Annotated in this window: 15 protein-coding genes; 10 read left to right on the top strand and 5 right to left on the bottom strand. The window is 64.5% G+C overall.

Annotated features, from left to right (window positions below; genetic code table 11):
* Nucleotides 1–2 precede the first annotated feature (2 nt).
* Entirely contained in the window at nucleotides 3–1,421 is a 1,419-nt protein-coding gene (locus IVA80_RS37995; RefSeq protein WP_247440238.1) for an amidase family protein, read from the top strand.
* Nucleotides 1,422–1,604: 183 nt separating this feature from the next.
* Here the strand turns inward: IVA80_RS37995 and IVA80_RS37990 are convergent, their stop codons facing one another.
* The 3 genes from IVA80_RS37990 to IVA80_RS37980 all read right to left on the bottom strand — a co-directional run bounded on the left by IVA80_RS37990 (nucleotide 1,605) and on the right by IVA80_RS37980 (nucleotide 5,376).
* Nucleotides 1,605–2,903 (bottom strand): IS4 family transposase, encoded by a 1,299-nt coding sequence (locus IVA80_RS37990; protein WP_247440236.1) that lies wholly within the window; start codon nucleotides 2,901–2,903, stop codon nucleotides 1,605–1,607.
* A 176-nt stretch (nucleotides 2,904–3,079) separates the two neighbouring features.
* The gene (locus tag IVA80_RS37985) at nucleotides 3,080–4,186 is read right to left on the bottom strand and encodes an amino acid ABC transporter permease (protein WP_247440235.1); all 1,107 of its coding nucleotides are present in this window, start codon (nucleotides 4,184–4,186) and stop codon (nucleotides 3,080–3,082) included.
* Nucleotides 4,187–4,188: 2 nt separating this feature from the next.
* The gene (locus IVA80_RS37980; protein WP_247440234.1) at nucleotides 4,189–5,376 is read right to left on the bottom strand and encodes an ABC transporter permease subunit; all 1,188 of its coding nucleotides are present in this window, start codon (nucleotides 5,374–5,376) and stop codon (nucleotides 4,189–4,191) included.
* Between the two features lie 87 nt (nucleotides 5,377–5,463).
* Between IVA80_RS37980 and IVA80_RS37975 the strand changes: the two genes are divergently transcribed.
* The 4 genes from IVA80_RS37975 to IVA80_RS37960 all read left to right on the top strand — a co-directional run bounded on the left by IVA80_RS37975 (nucleotide 5,464) and on the right by IVA80_RS37960 (nucleotide 9,526).
* Nucleotides 5,464–6,336, top strand: coding sequence for a MurR/RpiR family transcriptional regulator (locus IVA80_RS37975; protein ID WP_247440233.1), 873 nt, complete (start codon nucleotides 5,464–5,466; stop codon nucleotides 6,334–6,336).
* Between the two features lie 3 nt (nucleotides 6,337–6,339).
* Nucleotides 6,340–7,689 carry an aspartate aminotransferase family protein gene (locus IVA80_RS37970; protein ID WP_247440232.1) on the top strand — a complete coding sequence of 450 codons (1,350 nt, stop codon included), beginning with the start codon at nucleotides 6,340–6,342 and terminating at the stop codon, nucleotides 7,687–7,689.
* 12 nt (nucleotides 7,690–7,701) lie between these two features.
* Nucleotides 7,702–8,715 carry an amino acid ABC transporter substrate-binding protein gene (locus IVA80_RS37965; RefSeq protein ID WP_247440231.1) on the top strand — a complete coding sequence of 338 codons (1,014 nt, stop codon included), beginning with the start codon at nucleotides 7,702–7,704 and terminating at the stop codon, nucleotides 8,713–8,715.
* Nucleotides 8,716–8,887: 172 nt separating this feature from the next.
* A complete protein-coding gene (locus IVA80_RS37960) occupies nucleotides 8,888–9,526 on the top strand; it encodes an aspartate/glutamate racemase family protein (RefSeq protein ID WP_247440230.1) in 639 nt (212 codons plus the stop codon).
* Here IVA80_RS37960 and IVA80_RS37955 read toward each other — a convergent pair.
* A complete protein-coding gene (locus IVA80_RS37955; protein ID WP_247440229.1) occupies nucleotides 9,523–10,167 on the bottom strand; it encodes a TetR/AcrR family transcriptional regulator in 645 nt (214 codons plus the stop codon). The genes IVA80_RS37960 and IVA80_RS37955 overlap by 4 nt on opposite strands.
* A gap of 154 nt (nucleotides 10,168–10,321) precedes the next feature.
* Here IVA80_RS37955 and IVA80_RS37950 point away from each other — a divergent pair, with 154 nt between their 5' ends.
* From IVA80_RS37950 to IVA80_RS37930, 5 genes are read left to right on the top strand one after another with little or no spacing between them, the layout of a single operon-like run.
* A complete protein-coding gene (locus IVA80_RS37950; RefSeq protein ID WP_247440228.1) occupies nucleotides 10,322–10,531 on the top strand; it encodes a ferredoxin in 210 nt (69 codons plus the stop codon).
* Between the two features lie 57 nt (nucleotides 10,532–10,588).
* Nucleotides 10,589–11,809: a cytochrome P450 gene (locus tag IVA80_RS37945; RefSeq protein ID WP_247440227.1), complete on the top strand. Its 1,221-nt coding sequence runs from the start codon at nucleotides 10,589–10,591 to the stop codon at nucleotides 11,807–11,809.
* A gap of 33 nt (nucleotides 11,810–11,842) precedes the next feature.
* Nucleotides 11,843–13,165, top strand: coding sequence for an MFS transporter (locus IVA80_RS37940; protein ID WP_247440226.1), 1,323 nt, complete (start codon nucleotides 11,843–11,845; stop codon nucleotides 13,163–13,165).
* 3 nt (nucleotides 13,166–13,168) lie between these two features.
* Nucleotides 13,169–13,831 (top strand): sulfite oxidase-like oxidoreductase, encoded by a 663-nt coding sequence (locus tag IVA80_RS37935; RefSeq protein ID WP_247440225.1) that lies wholly within the window; start codon nucleotides 13,169–13,171, stop codon nucleotides 13,829–13,831.
* 24 nt (nucleotides 13,832–13,855) lie between these two features.
* On the top strand, nucleotides 13,856–15,079 hold the full coding sequence (locus tag IVA80_RS37930) for a bifunctional alpha/beta hydrolase/OsmC family protein (RefSeq protein ID WP_247440224.1): 1,224 nt from the start codon (nucleotides 13,856–13,858) through the stop codon (nucleotides 15,077–15,079).
* Between the two features lie 10 nt (nucleotides 15,080–15,089).
* Here the strand turns inward: IVA80_RS37930 and IVA80_RS37925 are convergent, their stop codons facing one another.
* Complete coding sequence (locus IVA80_RS37925) at nucleotides 15,090–16,520, bottom strand: PLP-dependent aminotransferase family protein (protein ID WP_247440288.1); 1,431 nt, start codon at nucleotides 16,518–16,520, stop codon at nucleotides 15,090–15,092.
* Nucleotides 16,521–16,530 lie beyond the last annotated feature (10 nt).

Here is a 16,530-nt window from a genome sequence, read left to right as displayed (position 1 = left end):
AGTTGTCTCAAGACCTGATCCGCGAAACCGCCTGCGCCGTCGTCGACAAGCTGCGGTCCGGCGATGTCTCTCCGCTCGAGCTGCTGGATGCGCTGGAGAAGCGCATCGGTGAGGTCGACGGCAAGGTCAACGCGCTGCCGACGCTATGCTTCGATCGGGCGCGGGATAGCGCCAAGGCGCTTATGCGGAGACCGGCCGGCGCGCGCGGGCTGCTCGCGGGCCTGCCGGTGCCGATCAAGGACCTGACCGATGTCGCGGGCGTGCTGAACACACAGGGCTCGCCGATCTTCAAGGACAATGTGCCTGAGCAGTCCGATCTCATGGTCGAGAACCTCGAAGCCAATGGCGCGGTCGTCTACGCCAAATCCAACACACCGGAATTCGGCGCCGGCGCCAACACTTTCAACGAAGTGTTCGGCGCGACCCTCAATCCCTGGGACATTTCGAAATCGGCGGCCGGCTCCTCCGGTGGCGCAGCGGTTGCACTTGCCACCGGCATGGCCTGGCTTGCGCAGGGATCGGACATGGGCGGCAGCCTGCGCAGCCCTGCGGCCTTCTGCGGCGTGGTCGGCATGCGGCCGAGCATCGGGCGCGTCGCACATACGCCCAAATCGGCGATCGACCGCAATCTCGGCGTGGTGGGGCCGATGGCGCGCAACGTCGAGGATCTTGCGCTGCTGCTCGACGCCATGAGTGGCGACTATGCCGCCGATCCGCTTTCGCTGCCCGCACCCGCGACCTCGTTCCTGTCGGCGGCGCAGTCAGGCAAAAGGCCGAAGCGCATCGCCTATTCGCCTGATCTCGGCATCACGCCGGTCGACCTTGAAGTCAAGGCGATCACGCGCATGGCCGCGGAACGCTTTGCGGAGGCTGGCGCGATCGTGGAGGAGGCGCATCCGGACTGGCGCGAGGCGCATGAATGCTTTCACGTGCTGCGCGCCTTCGATTTCGCGATCACCAAGGCCAATCTGCTGCGTACCAAGCGCGACTTTCTGAAGCCCGAGGTGATCTGGAACATCGAGGAGGGCCTCAATCTCACCGTCGAGCAACTCGCGCGCGCCGAGACGCAGCGCGTCGGCATGACCGCGCGCGCAATCGAGTTCTTCAAGACCTATGATCTCTTGCTGGCGCCGACCACGATCGTGCCGCCCTTCCCGATCGAGCATCGCTATGTCGCCGAGTGCGCGGGCAAGACGTTCGAGAATTATGTCGAATGGCTCGGCATCGTCTACGCGATCACACTCGCCTGCTGCCCGTCGCTGTCGCTGCCCTGTGGCTTCACGACGTCTGGCTTGCCGGTCGGCGTGCAGGTGGTTGGCGCGCCGCGCGCAGATGCGCAGGTGATCGCAGGAGCGAAGGTGCTGGAGGATATTCTGGGTCTGCGCGGGACCACGCCAATCGATCCGCGGGTGAAGAAGTAACGCGATCTATAACGTGTGCTCGGTAGTTCCCCTCTCCCCTTGTGGGCCCCTTGTGGGAGAGGGTGGCTCGCCGCATAGCGGCGAGACGGGTGAGGGGTATCTCTCCACGAATGCATCTCTCGCAGTGAATATGAGGATAGAACCCCTCATCCGGCGCTTCGCGCCACCTTCTCCCACAAGGGGCTAAGGCGTGCACACATTTTTGAGGTTCCATCCTTGAGCCATTTGTTGGAAGCGGTACCAGCCTCTTCGCATGGTGATTGGACCGGGCGGACGCTCGGAAGCGTAGCCGGTCCAACCGCCAAGGCGCGCAACGATCCAGGCAAGCCAAGCGATGGAGTGCCTGGTATGTGGGTTCTTTTGCTTGGCGGTCTTTCCTTCGAGACGGACCTGCAAGGCCTCGAGCATCGGCAATTGATCCGCTGCGACCACGTCGGTGGCGGGGCGGTCGACAGTGCCGTCACGGGCGAGGACGAGCTGCATGATCTTGGTGGCCGCGATCATCGCGATGGCGGCGAGATTGAACAGCGCCTCGGCGGCTTCGACCTGACTGCTCTCGACGTCGAGCCCCTGACTCTTGCTGGTGCGGAACAACTGTTCGATGTGCCATCGCTGGCGATACCAGGCGACGATCTGCAGCGCTTGCGCAACCGTCGTGACTGCGTGGGTGGTGAGAAGGCGCCAATGGATCGGCTTCTCAACCGCTGGATCAAGCTCCCTCGCTTCGACCAGGCGCAGGGTCAGTTGACGTGCGGCGGCGGGATCGCTGCAATTGGCCGGGCGCTTGATCGCGACCTCGTCAAAGCGCACCGCCACCTCGGCTGTGCGCGCTGGACGACCGGGCTGCGCTCGAACCTCCAACTTGAAGCGATGCCGGACCGGCCAGGTCTCGGTTATGTCGAACAGCCTGCCGCCGCCCACCAGGGCGCGATCACGACAGGCGCGCGTCAGCAAGTGGGTGCGCCCGTCCGGGATCCGGTCGAACTCTTCGTAGATGTCGCTCTCGCGGTCGCCGATCACGGTGACCATCGCCGCCGAAGCAAGGGCGCTCTTGGCGCTCTCCGCCCCCTTGATCCAACGATGGGATTCCTTCTCTTCGATCGGCTGCTGGCGGTAGTTGGCGGACGCAGGCCCCTCGCGCGTCCAAATCTGCATTCCAGCCAACCCGAGCAAGGCTCCGCTGCCTGCATCAATCGCCAGCACCGGATGCACGAACAAGCCCGGATCGCGCCCATTGCCGGATGGCCCAAGCCCCCATATGCGCCCGGCGTGCTTGGCGTAGTTCAGTTCCGTGGTGTCTTGGATCGCAAGCACATGCAAGCCCGCGACACGCTCCGACAGCGCTTCTGCGCTATGCACGGCAATTTCCTCGGCTGTCACGCTCGGATTGTTCAGCCAGCGGCTGAACCCCACCCACTCGGCTCGGCCATCGCTCGCCGATCGCAGATTCACCGTGACGCGTTCAACGGCGCGCTGCAACAACAGCGCCCCCTTTTGGCCAGCCGGGCATCGCCAAAGCGGCCAACTGACCAATCAAGCTCTTCCATCAATGCGGCCATCCCTCTTGTGGACCGCACCGAAAGGAATCAGACTCGATTCCATCTTGGCAACAAAAATGTGTGCACGCCTTAGCCCACAAGGGGAGAAGGAAGATCGCCTCACCTTCCGCTCGTCGCCTCGAGGCTCCGGCTATACCGCGACATCGCGAAACAGAAGACAAAGTAGATCGCGGCGACGAAGATATAGACTTCCACGGAGAATTGCTGCCAGGCGGGATCGATGATCGCTGTCTTCGCCGTCGTCAGCAGGTCAAAGATGCCGATAATCAGGACCAGGCTGGTGTCCTTGAAGAACGCGATAAAAGTGTTGACCAGCGGCGGGATGACATGGCGGATCGCCTGCGGCAGGACGATCAGCCGGTGCTTGCGCCAATAGGACAGCCCCAGCGCATCGGCGGCCTCATATTGCCCGCGCGGCACGGCCTGGAGGCCGCCACGGATGACTTCAGCCAGATAGGCGCCCGCGAACAGGATGATCGCGACCTGTGCGCGCAGCAGCTTGTCGATGTTGAATCCACTCGGCATGAACAGCGGAAACATCACGCTCGCCATGAACAACAGGCTGACCAGCGGCACGCCGCGGATCAGCTCGACATAGAGCACGCTAAGCGAGCGGATCGCCGGCAGCTTTGAGCGCCGGCCGAGCGCGACGAGGATGCCGAGCGGGAAGCCGAAAGCGAGGCCGAACGTCGCCAAAATCAGCGTCACAGGCAGTCCGCCCCAACGGTCCTGCGAGACAAACGACAAGCCGAGCACGCCGCCCCACATCAGCAAGCTGATCAGCGCCAGCGCACCGATCCAGAGATAGACCAACTCGCGACGCCATAGGACGCGGCGGGAGGACAGATAGAACAGCGCAATGAACAGCAGGACCGACAGCGCCGGCCGCCACTGCTCGTCGAACGGATAGGTGCCGAACAGGATGAAGCGGTATTTTTCGGGGATGATCGCCCAGCAGGCGCCGAGGCCGCGTGCCGCGCGGCAGGCGCTGGAGTCGTTTGCCGGCGTGAGCCACACCGCGTTCGCGATGCCCCACTGCACGAAGCTGAAGATGCCCTTGGCGAGGATCGCCAGCAGCACGACCGAGAGAATGCCGTTCGGGATCGACGAGAACAAATTGGTGCGCAGCCAGCGCAGCACCGGGTTGCCCATCTGCGGGCGGCGGGCAGCACGCGGGGCGTCTGGAATGTCCGTGATCGCCGTCATGATCAGCGCTCCACCAGCGCGATGCGCGAATTGTACCAGTTCATGAAGAAGCTGATGCCGAGGCTGATGGTCAAGAACACCGCCATGATCAGTGCGATCGCCTCGATCGCCTGCCCGGTCTGGTTCAGCGTGGTATTGGCGATAGAGACCACGTCCTGGTACCCGATCGCGACCGCGAGCGAGGAGTTCTTGGTCAGATTGAGATATTGGCTCGTCATCGGCGGCACGATGACACGCAGCGCCTGCGGCAGGATGATCTGCCGCAGCATGAAGCTGCGGCGCAGGCCGAGCGCATTGGCAGCGTCCCACTGCCCCCGCGGCACAGACTGGATGCCGCTGCGCACGATCTCGGCGATGAAGGCGGAGGTGTAGGTGACGAGCGCGATCAGCAGCGCGAAATATTCCGGCGCGAGCGTCAGGCCGCCGACGAAGTTGAAGCCGCGCAGTTCGGGCCATTCGATCGTCCAGGACACGCCGAGCAGCACGGACACCAGCGCCGGCAGCGCGAGGATGAGGCCAACCGCAAAGGGCCAGGCCGGCCGCGGCTTGCCGTCACGCATCTGCTGCGCGATCAGCCATCGCCTGATCAGATAGAACACGGCAAGCCCGAGCACTGCCGTACCGAGCACCCAGAGCTGCGGCGGGCCGACCGGAATCGCCGGCAGGATCAGGCCGCGATTGGACAGAAACACGCCCTCGACCGGCCGGAACGCCGCGCGCGCGGCCGGCAGCGACTGCATCAGGACGTACCAGAACAGGAGCTGAAGCAGCAGCGGGATATCGCGGAGCGTCTCGACATAGACGGCAGCAACCCGCGACAACAGCCAGTTGGCGGACAATCGCGATATCCCGATCAGCGTGCCCAGGATTGTTGCGAGCGCGATGCCGATCACGGCGACGCGCAAGGTGTTGGCGACGCCGACGACGAAGGCCCACAGGTACGTGTCTCTCGGATTGTAGGCGAGCAGGCTGTCGGCGATCGGCATGCCGGCTTCGCGGCCGAGGAAGGCGAATCCGGTCGTGATACGCCGGGCCGAGAGATTGGTGACGGTGTTGGACCAGAGGAAAGCGATAACCCCAAGCGCGATCCCGACGACGAGCACCTGCCAGAACAGGCCTTGCAGCTCGCGGCGCCCCCATGCGCCGAAGAAGCGACGACGAGGCGGCGGTCTCGGACTGTCTGAGGTCACAGCGCAAAAATCCTTCTCAACAGCAACGATTTCCGGCGGCGCACGTCAACTGTTGCACCAATCCCAAAAGCGTGCAACAAATGTTTCATGGCCGAGCCCGCGAAATTCTCGCCCTTGAGCGAACTCCGCATTGCGTTGCCATCGCTCCCCCTGCGCTTGCAGGAGGTCGGCCGCTTCGTTGCCGCCAATGACTACGATGCCACCACGCGTTCGATGCGCGATCTCGCCGCCGAGGCCGGCGCCGATCCCACCGCATTCACCCGGCTTGCGAAGGCCATCGGCTATTCCGGCTGGGAGCAATTGCGCGCCGCACTCACCGAAGCGCGGCGGCCGTTGCAGACGGCACCCTTCTCCGGGCGCGCCAAAAGCCATCGTCACGGCCCGAACGCCGATGTCGCCCTCATCACCGACAAGCTCGAGGCCGAGGGCGCCGGTCTTCCGCGTATTCCGGCCCAGCCGATTGCGGACGCGGCCCGCGCGCTGCACGACGCCAAGCGTATCTGGATTGCCGGTTATCGAAGCTGCCGAAGCGTTGCGGAGCTGCTGAACTACGAGCTCCGGCTGTTCCGCCCCGAACAGGTGCAACTCGTCGGCGTGTCCGGCCCCGACGATCTCGATCTCGGCGCCTTCCGTCCCCGCGAAGCCGTCATCGTCATCGGGTTCCTGCCCTACACGCATGCAAGCGTCCGCGTTGCGCAGGCCGCCCATCGTCCCGGCGCAACGCTGATCGCGATCGCGGACAGCCTCTCGGCTCCGATGGCTGAAGGCGCCGACCACGTGCTGCTGTTTGAGGCGGCCTCGTCCCCCGGCTTCTTCCCGAGCCTCACGGGCGCCATCGCGATTGCGCAGTCGCTCGCGGCGGTAACATTCTCGCTCGGCGGCACGGCCGCGAAGAAGCGCCTGGAAACTAGCGAGGCGCGGCTCGCTGCGGCCTCCACTTACGTTTCAGAGAAAGGCTGACCCATGGCCGCTCGCACCAGCCGCGTGCTGCACCGCTCATTGCGTGAGACGCCGCCCAAGGCGATCGGCGGCGAAGGCGTCTATCTCTTCGCCGAGGACGGACGGCGCGTGATCGACGCCTCCGGCGGCGCAGCCGTCTCCTGCCTCGGCCATCAGCATCCGCGCGTGATCGCGGCGATGGCAAAACAAGCCTCGACGCTGACCTATGCGCACACCGCCTTCTTCTCCTCCGAGCCTGCCGAAGCGCTGGCCGAGACGCTGGTCGGGCACGAACCCGGTGGTCTCGCCTACGCCTATTTCGTCAGCGGCGGATCGGAGGCGATCGAAGCCAGCATCAAGCTCGCGCGGCAATACTATATCGAACGTGGCGAGCCGCAGCGGCAGCATTTCATCGCGCGGCGGCAGAGCTATCACGGCAACACGCTCGGCGCGCTTGCCGCCGGCGGCAATGCCTGGCGGCGTGCGCCCTATACACCGCTGCTCTCCGGCGCTTTCAGCCATGTGACCCCTGCCTTCGGCTATCACGAGAAGCACGATGGTGAATCGGATGCGCAGTTCGCGGCGCGGCTCGCCGCCGAACTCGAAGCCGAATTCCAACGGCTCGGCCCGGATACCGTCGCAGCATTCCTCGCCGAGCCCGTCGTCGGCGCCACCGCCGGTGCCGTCACTGCACCGGACGGCTACTTCAGGGCCGTGCGCGATATCTGCAATCGGCATGGCGCCCTGCTCATCCTCGATGAAGTCATGTGCGGCATGGGCCGCACCGGCACCACGCATGCCTGGGAGCAGGAGGGCGTGGCCCCAGACATCCAGGCGATCGCGAAGGGGCTCGGCGGCGGCTATCAGCCGATCGGCGCCATGCTTGCGAGCGGCAAGATTATCGACACTATCCGCGCCGGCTCGGGCGCGTTCCAGCACGGCCATACTTACCTGGCACATCCCCTCGCTTGCGCAGCCGCACTCGCGGTGCAGGAGGTGATCCGTGAAGACGGCCTGCTCGATAGCGTGAAGAAGCGCGGCCGACAACTCGAGCAGCGCCTGACCGAGCGATTCGGCAATCACCGCCATGTCGGCGACATCAGGGGACGCGGGCTGTTCTGGGCCATCGAGCTCGTGGCCGACCGCGCCAGCCGCACCTCGTTCGATCCCGCGCTCAAGCTCAACCAGAAGATCAAGGCGGAAGCCTTCGCCAACGGGCTCGGCTGCTATCCCGGCGGCGGCACGGTGGATGGCGTCCGCGGCGACCACGTGCTGCTGGCCCCGCCCTATATCGCTTCGCCGGACGAGATCGATCTGATCGTCGACAAGCTCGGCACGGCCGTCGACAACGTATTGCGTAGTGTCAATCATTGAGGGGAGAGTAGCATGATGAGGAAAGTGGTTATCGCAGCGAGCGTGCTCGCGGCATCGACGGTGATCGCGTCGGCCGCGACGCTCGACACGGTGAAGAGCCGCGGCACGCTGATATGCGGCGTCAGCGCCGGCTTCGCCGGCTTCTCCGCGCCGGATTCACAAGGCAACTACAAGGGTCTCGACGTCGAGTATTGCCGCGCGCTCGCAGCCGGCGTGCTCGGCGATGCCAGCAAGGTGCGTTACGTCTCGCTGACAGCGCAGAACCGCTTCACCGCCCTGCAATCGGGCGAGATCGACGTGCTCTACCGCAACTCGACGCAGACTTATCTGCGCGGCGTCACGCTGGGCCTGCGGCAAGGCCCCATCAACTTCTACGACGGCCAGGGGTTTGTCGTGAAGAAGGATCTCGGCGTGAAGGAGATCAAGGACCTCAAGGGCGCTACCGTTTGCGTCGCGCAGGGCACCACGCATGAGGTCACGCTCGGCGATTACGGCCGCGCCAACGGCATCGACTGGAAGCCCTTGGTGTTCGACCGCGTCGACACCATGTACCAGACCTTCTTCGGCGGCCGCTGCGATGCCATGACCCAGGATGCCTCCGCGCTCGCCGGCGCCGTGACGACCGCGGCGCCGAATCCGGCCGACTACGTCGTGCTGCCGCAGACCATCAGCAAGGAGCCGCTCGGTCCCTTCACCCGCAACGGCGACGAGGTCTGGAGCGACATCATCACCTGGCTGCATTATGGCCTGATCGAGGCCGAAGAGCTCGGCGTCACGCAAGCCAATGTCGACGAGATGGCGAAGTCGCAGACGCCCGCGATCCAGAGGCTGCTCGGTGCGTCCGGCGACCTCGGCTCGCGGCTTGGGATCGACAACAAATGGCTGGTCACGGCGATCAAGGCCACCGGCAATTACGGCGAGATCTACGAGCGCAATGTGGGCAAGGCGAGCCCGCTCAAGCTCGAGCGCGGCCTCAACGGCCTCTGGAGCAAGGGCGGCTTGATGTACGCGGTGCCGTTCAAGTAAAGAGTTCGCTTCTCCCCGCAAGCGGACCGCAAGCGGAGAGAGGTCGGATTGCGCAGCAATCCGAGTGAGGGGGAGCTTCCGCAAGTCGAACTCTCACTTTTCGTGCGGATAGAGCCCCTCACCCCAACCCTCCCCGTAAGAACGGGGAAAGGGAGAAGAAACGCCGAGTCTCATGCGCATCGCCCTCATTCACGCCCTCAAGCATTCCATCGCACCGATCGAAGCTGCGTTCGCAAAGGCGTGGCCGGATGCAAAGCTGATGAACCTGCTCGATGATAGCCTGTCAGCCGATCTGGCGCGCGACGGCAAGCTCAACGATGCCATGACCGAGCGCTTCCTGGCGCTCGGCGATTACGCGGCGGCGACGGGAGCGGATGGAATCCTGTTCACCTGCTCGGCCTTTGGTCGCTGCATCGAGGCGGTCGCGCGCGCGCATGCGCCGATGCCGGTACTCAAGCCGAACGAAGCCATGATCGAACAAGCGGTCAAGACGGGCAAGCGGATCGGCCTGCTCTCGACCTTCCCGCCGACGCTGGCCTCGATGCCGCCGGAGTTTCCTGCGTCCTCCCAAGTCGTGCCGAAACTCGCTGAAGGCGCGCTGGCCGCGCTCGACCGCGGCGACCGCGCCACACATGACCGCCTGCTTGTGGAAGCGTCAAAGGACCTGCGCGATTGCGACGTGATCGCGCTGGCGCAGTTCAGCATTGCGGCAACGGCGCCGCTGGTCGCCGATGCCACAGGCCGTCCGGTCGTGACCACGCCGGACAGCGCTGTCGAGAAGTTGATGAGGCTGCTGAAGGCGAAGTCTTAAGCGCCGACCTTTTTCCTTCGGGCGTCCTTGATCGCAACCGCGAGCGCGGCCCTGGTCTCGTTCACGAAATCCTCGACCAGTTCCTCGCGCGTCGCATGCGCCGCCTCGCCGGTGAACAGGCCCTGCTCGGCGAGCATCACCACGCCGTGCAGCGCCGCCCAGATCTTGAGCGCCTGCCGCTCGCGCAAATAGCCGACCGCCGGCGCTTCCAGCGCGTCGATCACGAGCGCAAAGGTCTCGCGCGTGGCCTCGTGCAACTCGCTGCCCTTGGTCGCGCATGACACGGTGCGCGACGCGAACATCAACCGGTAGATGCCGTTGCGGCGCAGACCGAAATCGAGCGTTGCCTGCGCCAGTCGCGACAATTTCGATTGTTTGGAAGGGTTCGCGATCGCCGCCCGCAAAATCGCACTGAGCTGCCGAAATGCCTCTGCCGTGGCCGCCGCAAGCAGCGCCTCGCGATCGGCGAAATGCCGATATGGTGCCGGCTGGGAGACGCCGAGCTGCTTTGCCAGCGCCTTGATGCTGATCGCCTCGGCTCCACCCCGTTCCGCCTCGCGCAGAGCGGCCTTGATCAGGGCGTCGCGGAGATCGCCATGGTGGTAGGTGTTTTCAGGCTTGCGGGCAAGTTGTGGGCGCATGTTGCGGCCAAGCCTATAAGTTTGCGCTTGACAGGGGAAGCCTGTCGCGAATGTAATAGCATATAACTTAGAACAAGCGGCAAATGCCGCGGACAATTGACAAGAGGAACGCGCCGCCCTCCGGGCCCGCGCGCATACGACCGAGGAAGCCGCAATGGCAGAGCGACTGAAGGTTTACGTCGATCCCGACAAATGCCAGGGCCATGCGCGCTGCAAGGCACTGGCGCCGGACCTGTTCGAACTCGACGAATACGGCAACGCCCATGAAGCCGGTGACGGCACGGTCCCGCCGGGGCTCGAAGACAAGGCCTGGCTTGCCAAGTCCAACTGCCCGGAAATCGCAATCGATGTGATCGAGGAGTAGCGCGCTCTCCGCCCCGCTCGCGTGTCTTCAGCGACCACGAACCCCGAGGGACTCGAGATGTCCGACGTAAGCCAGCCCGCCGCCCATCCGCCCGTGACCGACTGGGTCCATGATTTCGACCACACCGATCCGCAATGGACGGACGATCCTTTCCCGATCTGGGAGGAGCTGCGCGCCTCGAGCCCGGTCGTGCATACCGAGCGTTTTCTCGGCTGCTACATGCCGACGACCTACGAGGCGGTGCGCGAGATCGCCAACGACACCGAGCATTTCTCCTCGCGCCGCATCATCGTCCGTGACGTCAGGCCCGAGGTCGCCAGGAACGCCGCTCCGCCGATCACCTCCGACCCGCCCGTGCACAAGCCGGCCAAGCAATTGCTGCTGCCGCCGTTCACGCCGGATGCGATGAAGAAGCTGGAGCCGCGGATGCGTGCGATCTGCAATGAGCTGATCGATGGGTTCATCGCCGATGGCAAGGTCGACGCCGCAGCGCGCTACAGCAAATATATCCCCGTTCAGGCCATCGCCCACATGCTCGGAATTCCCGAGAGCGACAGCGATCTGTTCATCAACTGGATCCACATGATCCTGGAGCTCGGCATCAAGGACGAGAGCAAGCTGCTCCAGGCCGTGCAGGAGATGAGCGCCTATTTCAGCGCCCATATCGAGGAGCGCAAGAACAAGCCGACCAACGACCTCATCTCCTACCTGATGAACGCCAGGGACAAGGAGGGTAATCCGCTCGAGGACTCACACGTTCTGGGATCGCTACGTCTGCTGCTGATCGCCGGCATCGACACCACCTGGAGCGCGATCGGCTCCTCGCTCTGGCACCTCGCCCGGACGCCCGCCGACCGCGAGCGCCTGATCGCCGAGCCGGCGCTGATCCCGACTGCTGTAGAGGAGCTGCTGCGCGCCTATTCGCCGGTAACGATGGCGCGGGAGGTGGTCGGCGAGACCACGATCTCGGGCTGCCCGGTGAAGCCGGGCAACATGGTGCTGCTGTCCTTCCCAGCGGCCAACCGCGACCCCAAGATGTTTCCGGACGCTGACAAGGTGGTGATCGACCGCCGGGAGAACCGCCATGCCGCCTTCGGCCTCGGCATCCATCGCTGCGTCGGCTCCAACCTTGCGCGGATGGAGATGCAGGTCGCGCTGGAGGAATGGCTGAAGCGGATTCCAGACTTCCGGCTCGATCCGGCAGGTACCGTGACCTGGTCCCAGGGAACCGTGAGGGGCCCGCGCCAGTTGCCATTTCTGTTTGGAAAGGCGATGTAGGCCTCCCAAAACCAGCGGAGTGAGAGGCCGGACGTGACAGAGCAAGCAACCCAACCGGCCTCCGAGCATTTCGACGTCGCCGACGCCGAGCGGCGGATCAAAGCGATCTTTATCGGCTCCATCGGCAATCTCGTCGAGTGGTACGATTTCTACGCTTACACGGCGTTTGCGCTCTATTTCGCCCCGGCCTTCTTCCCCGGCAACGACCCGGTCGTGCAGCAATTGAACGTCGCCGTCGTGTTCGCGGCGACCTTCCTGATGCGCCCGCTGGGCGGCTGGTTGTTCGGCTATATCGCCGATCACTACGGACGGCGTATTTCGCTGACGCTGTCGGTGGTCTTCATGTGCTTCGGCTCGCTGATCATCGCGCTGACGCCGACTTATGCGACGATCGGCTTCGCCGCTCCGGTGATTCTGGCGCTCGCCCGCGTGATCGAGGGTCTAAGCCTCGGCGGCGAATACGGCGCCAGCGCCACCTATTTGAGCGAGGTCGCCGATCCCAAGCACCGCGGCTTTTATTCAAGCTTTCAATACGTCACGTTGATCGGCGGCCAACTCACCGCCATCATCGTGCTGCTGCTTCTGCAAAAGGTCTTCCTTACGCCGGAGGAACTCAGGGCCTGGGGCTGGCGCATCCCGTTCGCGATCGGCGCCATGCTGGCGATCTTTGCCGCTGTGATGCGGCGCGGCCTGCATGAGACCGAAGCCTTCGAGGAAGCCAGGAAGGTGGTGAAGCCGACCGGCTCGATCACCAACCTCTTGCGCTATCCGCGAGAGCTGCTGCTGGTGATCGGCCTCACTGCCGGCGGCACCGCGGCGTTCTACACCTTCACCACCTACATGCAGACTTTCGTAAAACTCTCCGTCGGGCTGACCGAGGACCAGACCACCTTCGTGATCTTCGGCACGCTGATCTTCGCGACCATCCTGCAACCGATCTATGGCGCCATCTCCGACAGGATCGGGCGCAAGCCGCTGCTGATCTTCTTCGGCGTCGCCGGCACGCTCGCAACCGTGCCGCTGCTGATGACGCTAAAGGAGACCAAATCGCCTTTCATGGCGTTCGTCCTGATCTGTGCGGCCTGGCTGTTCGTCGCCGGCTATACCTCGATCAATGCCGTGGTGAAGGCCGAGCTGTTCCCGACCAATGTCCGCGCCCTCGGCGTCGGTCTGCCCTATGCCATCACGGTCTCTATCTTCGGCGGTACGGCACCGGCGATCGCACTCTATTTCAAGAGCATCGGGCATGAGGAGTGGTTCTATTACTATCTCGCCGGCGTCATCTGTCTGTCGCTGATCATCTATTCCAGCATGCGCGACACCAAACACGCATCCGCAATGCATCGCCACGAGTAGCTCATGGCCGACGACATCGAGCCGCCCGACAGCAAGCTGACGCGCACCAAGAAGAAATGGGCGCGCGAAGGCCGCTTTCTCACGGGCAAGATCACGCGTCCGGAGGACCAGCGCCTGCCGCCCGGCCAGCACCTCACCAAGGACTGGCCGGTGCTCGATCTCGGGGTCGTGCCGCCGGTTTCGCGCGAGCGCTGGCGGCTCGACGTCTACGGTGCGATCGAAAATCCCGTGTTCTGGACCTTCGCCGAGTTCACCGCACAGAAGCAGGCGCAGTTCACTTCCGACATCCACTGCGTGACGACTTGGTCGCGCTATGACAATGAGTGGGAAGGGCTTGCGACCCGCGAATTGCTGGCGGCCTGCCGGCCGCGCGAGGAGGTGCGCTTTGTGGTGCTGCATTCCTTTGACGGCTACACCACCAACCTAACGCTGGAAGACTTTGCCGCCGAAGACGCGCTGCTCGCCCATAGCTGGTCGGGCCAGCCGCTGACCGAAGAGCACGGCGGCCCGGTACGGCTCGTCGTGCCGCATCTGTATTTCTGGAAGAGCGCCAAATGGCTCCAGGCGATCGAATTCCTGACCGACGACGCTGCGGGATTCTGGGAAGTCCGCGGCTATCATAACCGCGGCGATCCCTGGGCCGAGCAGCGTTGTTCAGGCGATTAGGTCAATCAAGGACGGGGGACCCTCATGCCGACGGAACGCTTTCAATTCACGGGCGAAGGCGGTCATCAGCTAGCGGCCGCGCTGGAGCTGCCGGATGGCGAGCCCACGGCCTACGCGCTGTTCGCGCACTGCTTCACCTGCGGTAAGGACACCCTAGCCGCAAAGCGCATCTCGGTCGCGCTCGCAGCCAAAGGCGTCGCGGTGCTGCGCTTCGACTTCACCGGGCTCGGCTCCAGCGAAGGCGACTTTGCGAATTCGACTTTCTCCTCCAACGTCGCCGACCTCGTACGCGCAGCCGATCATCTGCGCGCGACCCGCAAGGCTCCGTCGATCCTGATCGGTCACAGCCTCGGCGGCGCAGCGATCCTCGCGGCAGCAGGGGAAATCCCGGAGGCCAAAGCGGTCGCGACTGTTGCAGCACCATCCGATCCCGCGCACGTCACCGGTCTGTTCAAGGAGCATGTCGACAACATCCGCGCACGGGGCGAGGTCGAAGTCTCGCTCGCGGGACGCCCGTTCCGGATCAAGCGCGAATTCCTTGACGACGTCGCCGAGCACGAGCTGATGCAGGACGTCACCGGCCTGCACAAGGCGCTACTGGTGATGCACTCGCCAGTCGACGATACCGTCGGCATCGACAACGCGACGAAGATCTTCGTTGCGGCGAAGCATTCCAAGAGCTTCGTCTCGCTCGACCACACCGATCATCTCCTGACCAAGCCGGCCGATGCGCTCTATGCGGCAGACGTGATCGCCGCCTGGGCGAGCCGATACGTCGATTCCGCAAAACCTGCGAAAGCGATGGATCTCGCCGAGCTGCCGCGCAAGGTCGTGGTGCAAGAAACTCGCAAGAGCAAGTTCGACCAGATCGTCACCGCCGGGCCGCATCATCTGGTAGCTGACGAGCCGGTCGCCGCCGGCGGCGAGGATGCCGGCCCCGGCCCTTACGATTTCCTGCTCGCCGGCCTCGGCGCCTGCACCTCCATGACCATGCGCCTTTATGCCGATCGCAAGTCGCTGCCGCTCGATCGCGTCACGGTCACGCTGAAGCATTCCAAGATCTACGCCAGGGATTGCGAGGAGTGCGAGACGCGCGAGGGGATGCTCGACCAGATCGAGCGCGACATCGCGATGGATGGCGCGCTCGATGCCGAGCAACGCAAGAAATTGATGGAGATCGCCGACAAATGCCCGGTGCACCGGACGCTGACCTCGGAGATCCGCATCGTGACCAAGGCCGTGGGCTAGCGCGCCTGGGTTAGAAGCACGACGCCATCGTCCGCAACGCCGCGCTGATCTCATTCTCGCGCCAGGCCGCGAAGCCGAGCAGCAGGCCGTGATCGGGTGGACGGCCGAGCGCCAGGCTGGACAAGGCCCGGGTTTCAACACCAGCCTCGACCAGCCGTTTCACTGCCGCTCGATCGGCGCGTCCGCGCTTGAGGCGGGCGACGAGCTGAATCCCGCCCGAGGGCACTTCGGTAGAGAGCACATCGCCCAGATGGCGCTCCAGTCCCTCTGCGAGGTGATCGCGCCGCGCGTGGTAGAGCCGGCGCATCCGGCGCAGATGTGCGAGAAAATGCCCGTCGCCGATGAACTCGGCCAGCGCTTCCTGGACGTGGCTGGAGGCGATCAGCCCGATGTGCCGCTGTGCGATCTCGAGGGTGCTGACCAGTACTGATGGCGCGACGAGATAGCCGAGCCGGATATCCGACGTCATCGCCTTCGAAAACGTTCCGACATAAAACACACGGCCATGGGCATCGAGCCCCTGCAAGGCCGGCACCGGCCGGCTGTCATAATGGAATTCTCCGTCGTAATCGTCTTCTACGATCCAGCTCCCGCCTGGCCTGCTCAGGCCGAGAAACTCGGTGCGCCGCGCGAGCGACATCAGCCGCCCGGTCGGGTGCTGGTGCGATGGCGTCATGAAGATGAGCTTAGGCGCGGCAAGTCCCGGCATCCGCTGCATGCCCTGCTCGTCCAGCTTCATACCTGTCACGCGCGCGCCGGACGCGCGGAAAGCGGCCGCAGCGCCGGGATAGCCGGGGTCCTCGACCCAGACCTCATCGCCGGGTGAGATGAGCACAGACGCAATCAAGGTCAGCGCGGCCTGCGCGCTCGGCAGGATCATGATCTGGTCTGCGGTGGCGCGGACGCCCCTGCTGGTCGCCAGATAATGCGCCAGCGCCTCACGCAGGCGCGTCCGGTTGACCGGGCCGGGCTCGCGCTTGGCCGCGCGCACCGCGCTGCGGCGCAGGCAGCGCGCCCAGATCTCGTTCGGAAACTCCCTGAAATCGCCATGCCCCGGACGCAACGGTCTTAGCGGCGCCTGATAGGACATCGGCCAGTCCGTCTGCCTGAGCTTCGAAGCCCAAGGCGAGAGCCGCGGCTTGCCGGAGCGGACGCTCGGTGCGACGGCGCCCGCCGCTTCGATGCGTTCGCCGCCATCGATTGCGACGACCGGACGGCGACCATTCGACGTCTCGAGATATCCCTCGGCGGCAAGTTGCTCGAACGCATAGGTGACGGTGTTGCGCGAGACGCCGAGATCGCCCGCAAGCCGGCGGCTCGACGGCAGCGCGCTGCCTTTACCGAGGCGACCGGTCGCGATCAGGTTTCTGAGTTGGCTCGTCAGTTGAACCGCCAGCCCCTCGTCATCGGCCCGCTTCAGGTCGATCAGGGCAAAGATCATGCCTTCCGAA

Origin of the sequence: Bradyrhizobium sp. 139 (assembly GCF_023074175.1) — a bacterium.
In the GTDB taxonomy this organism is placed as follows: Bacteria; Pseudomonadota; Alphaproteobacteria; order Rhizobiales; family Xanthobacteraceae; genus Bradyrhizobium.
This window is presented reverse-complemented; position numbering and strand designations above follow the sequence as displayed.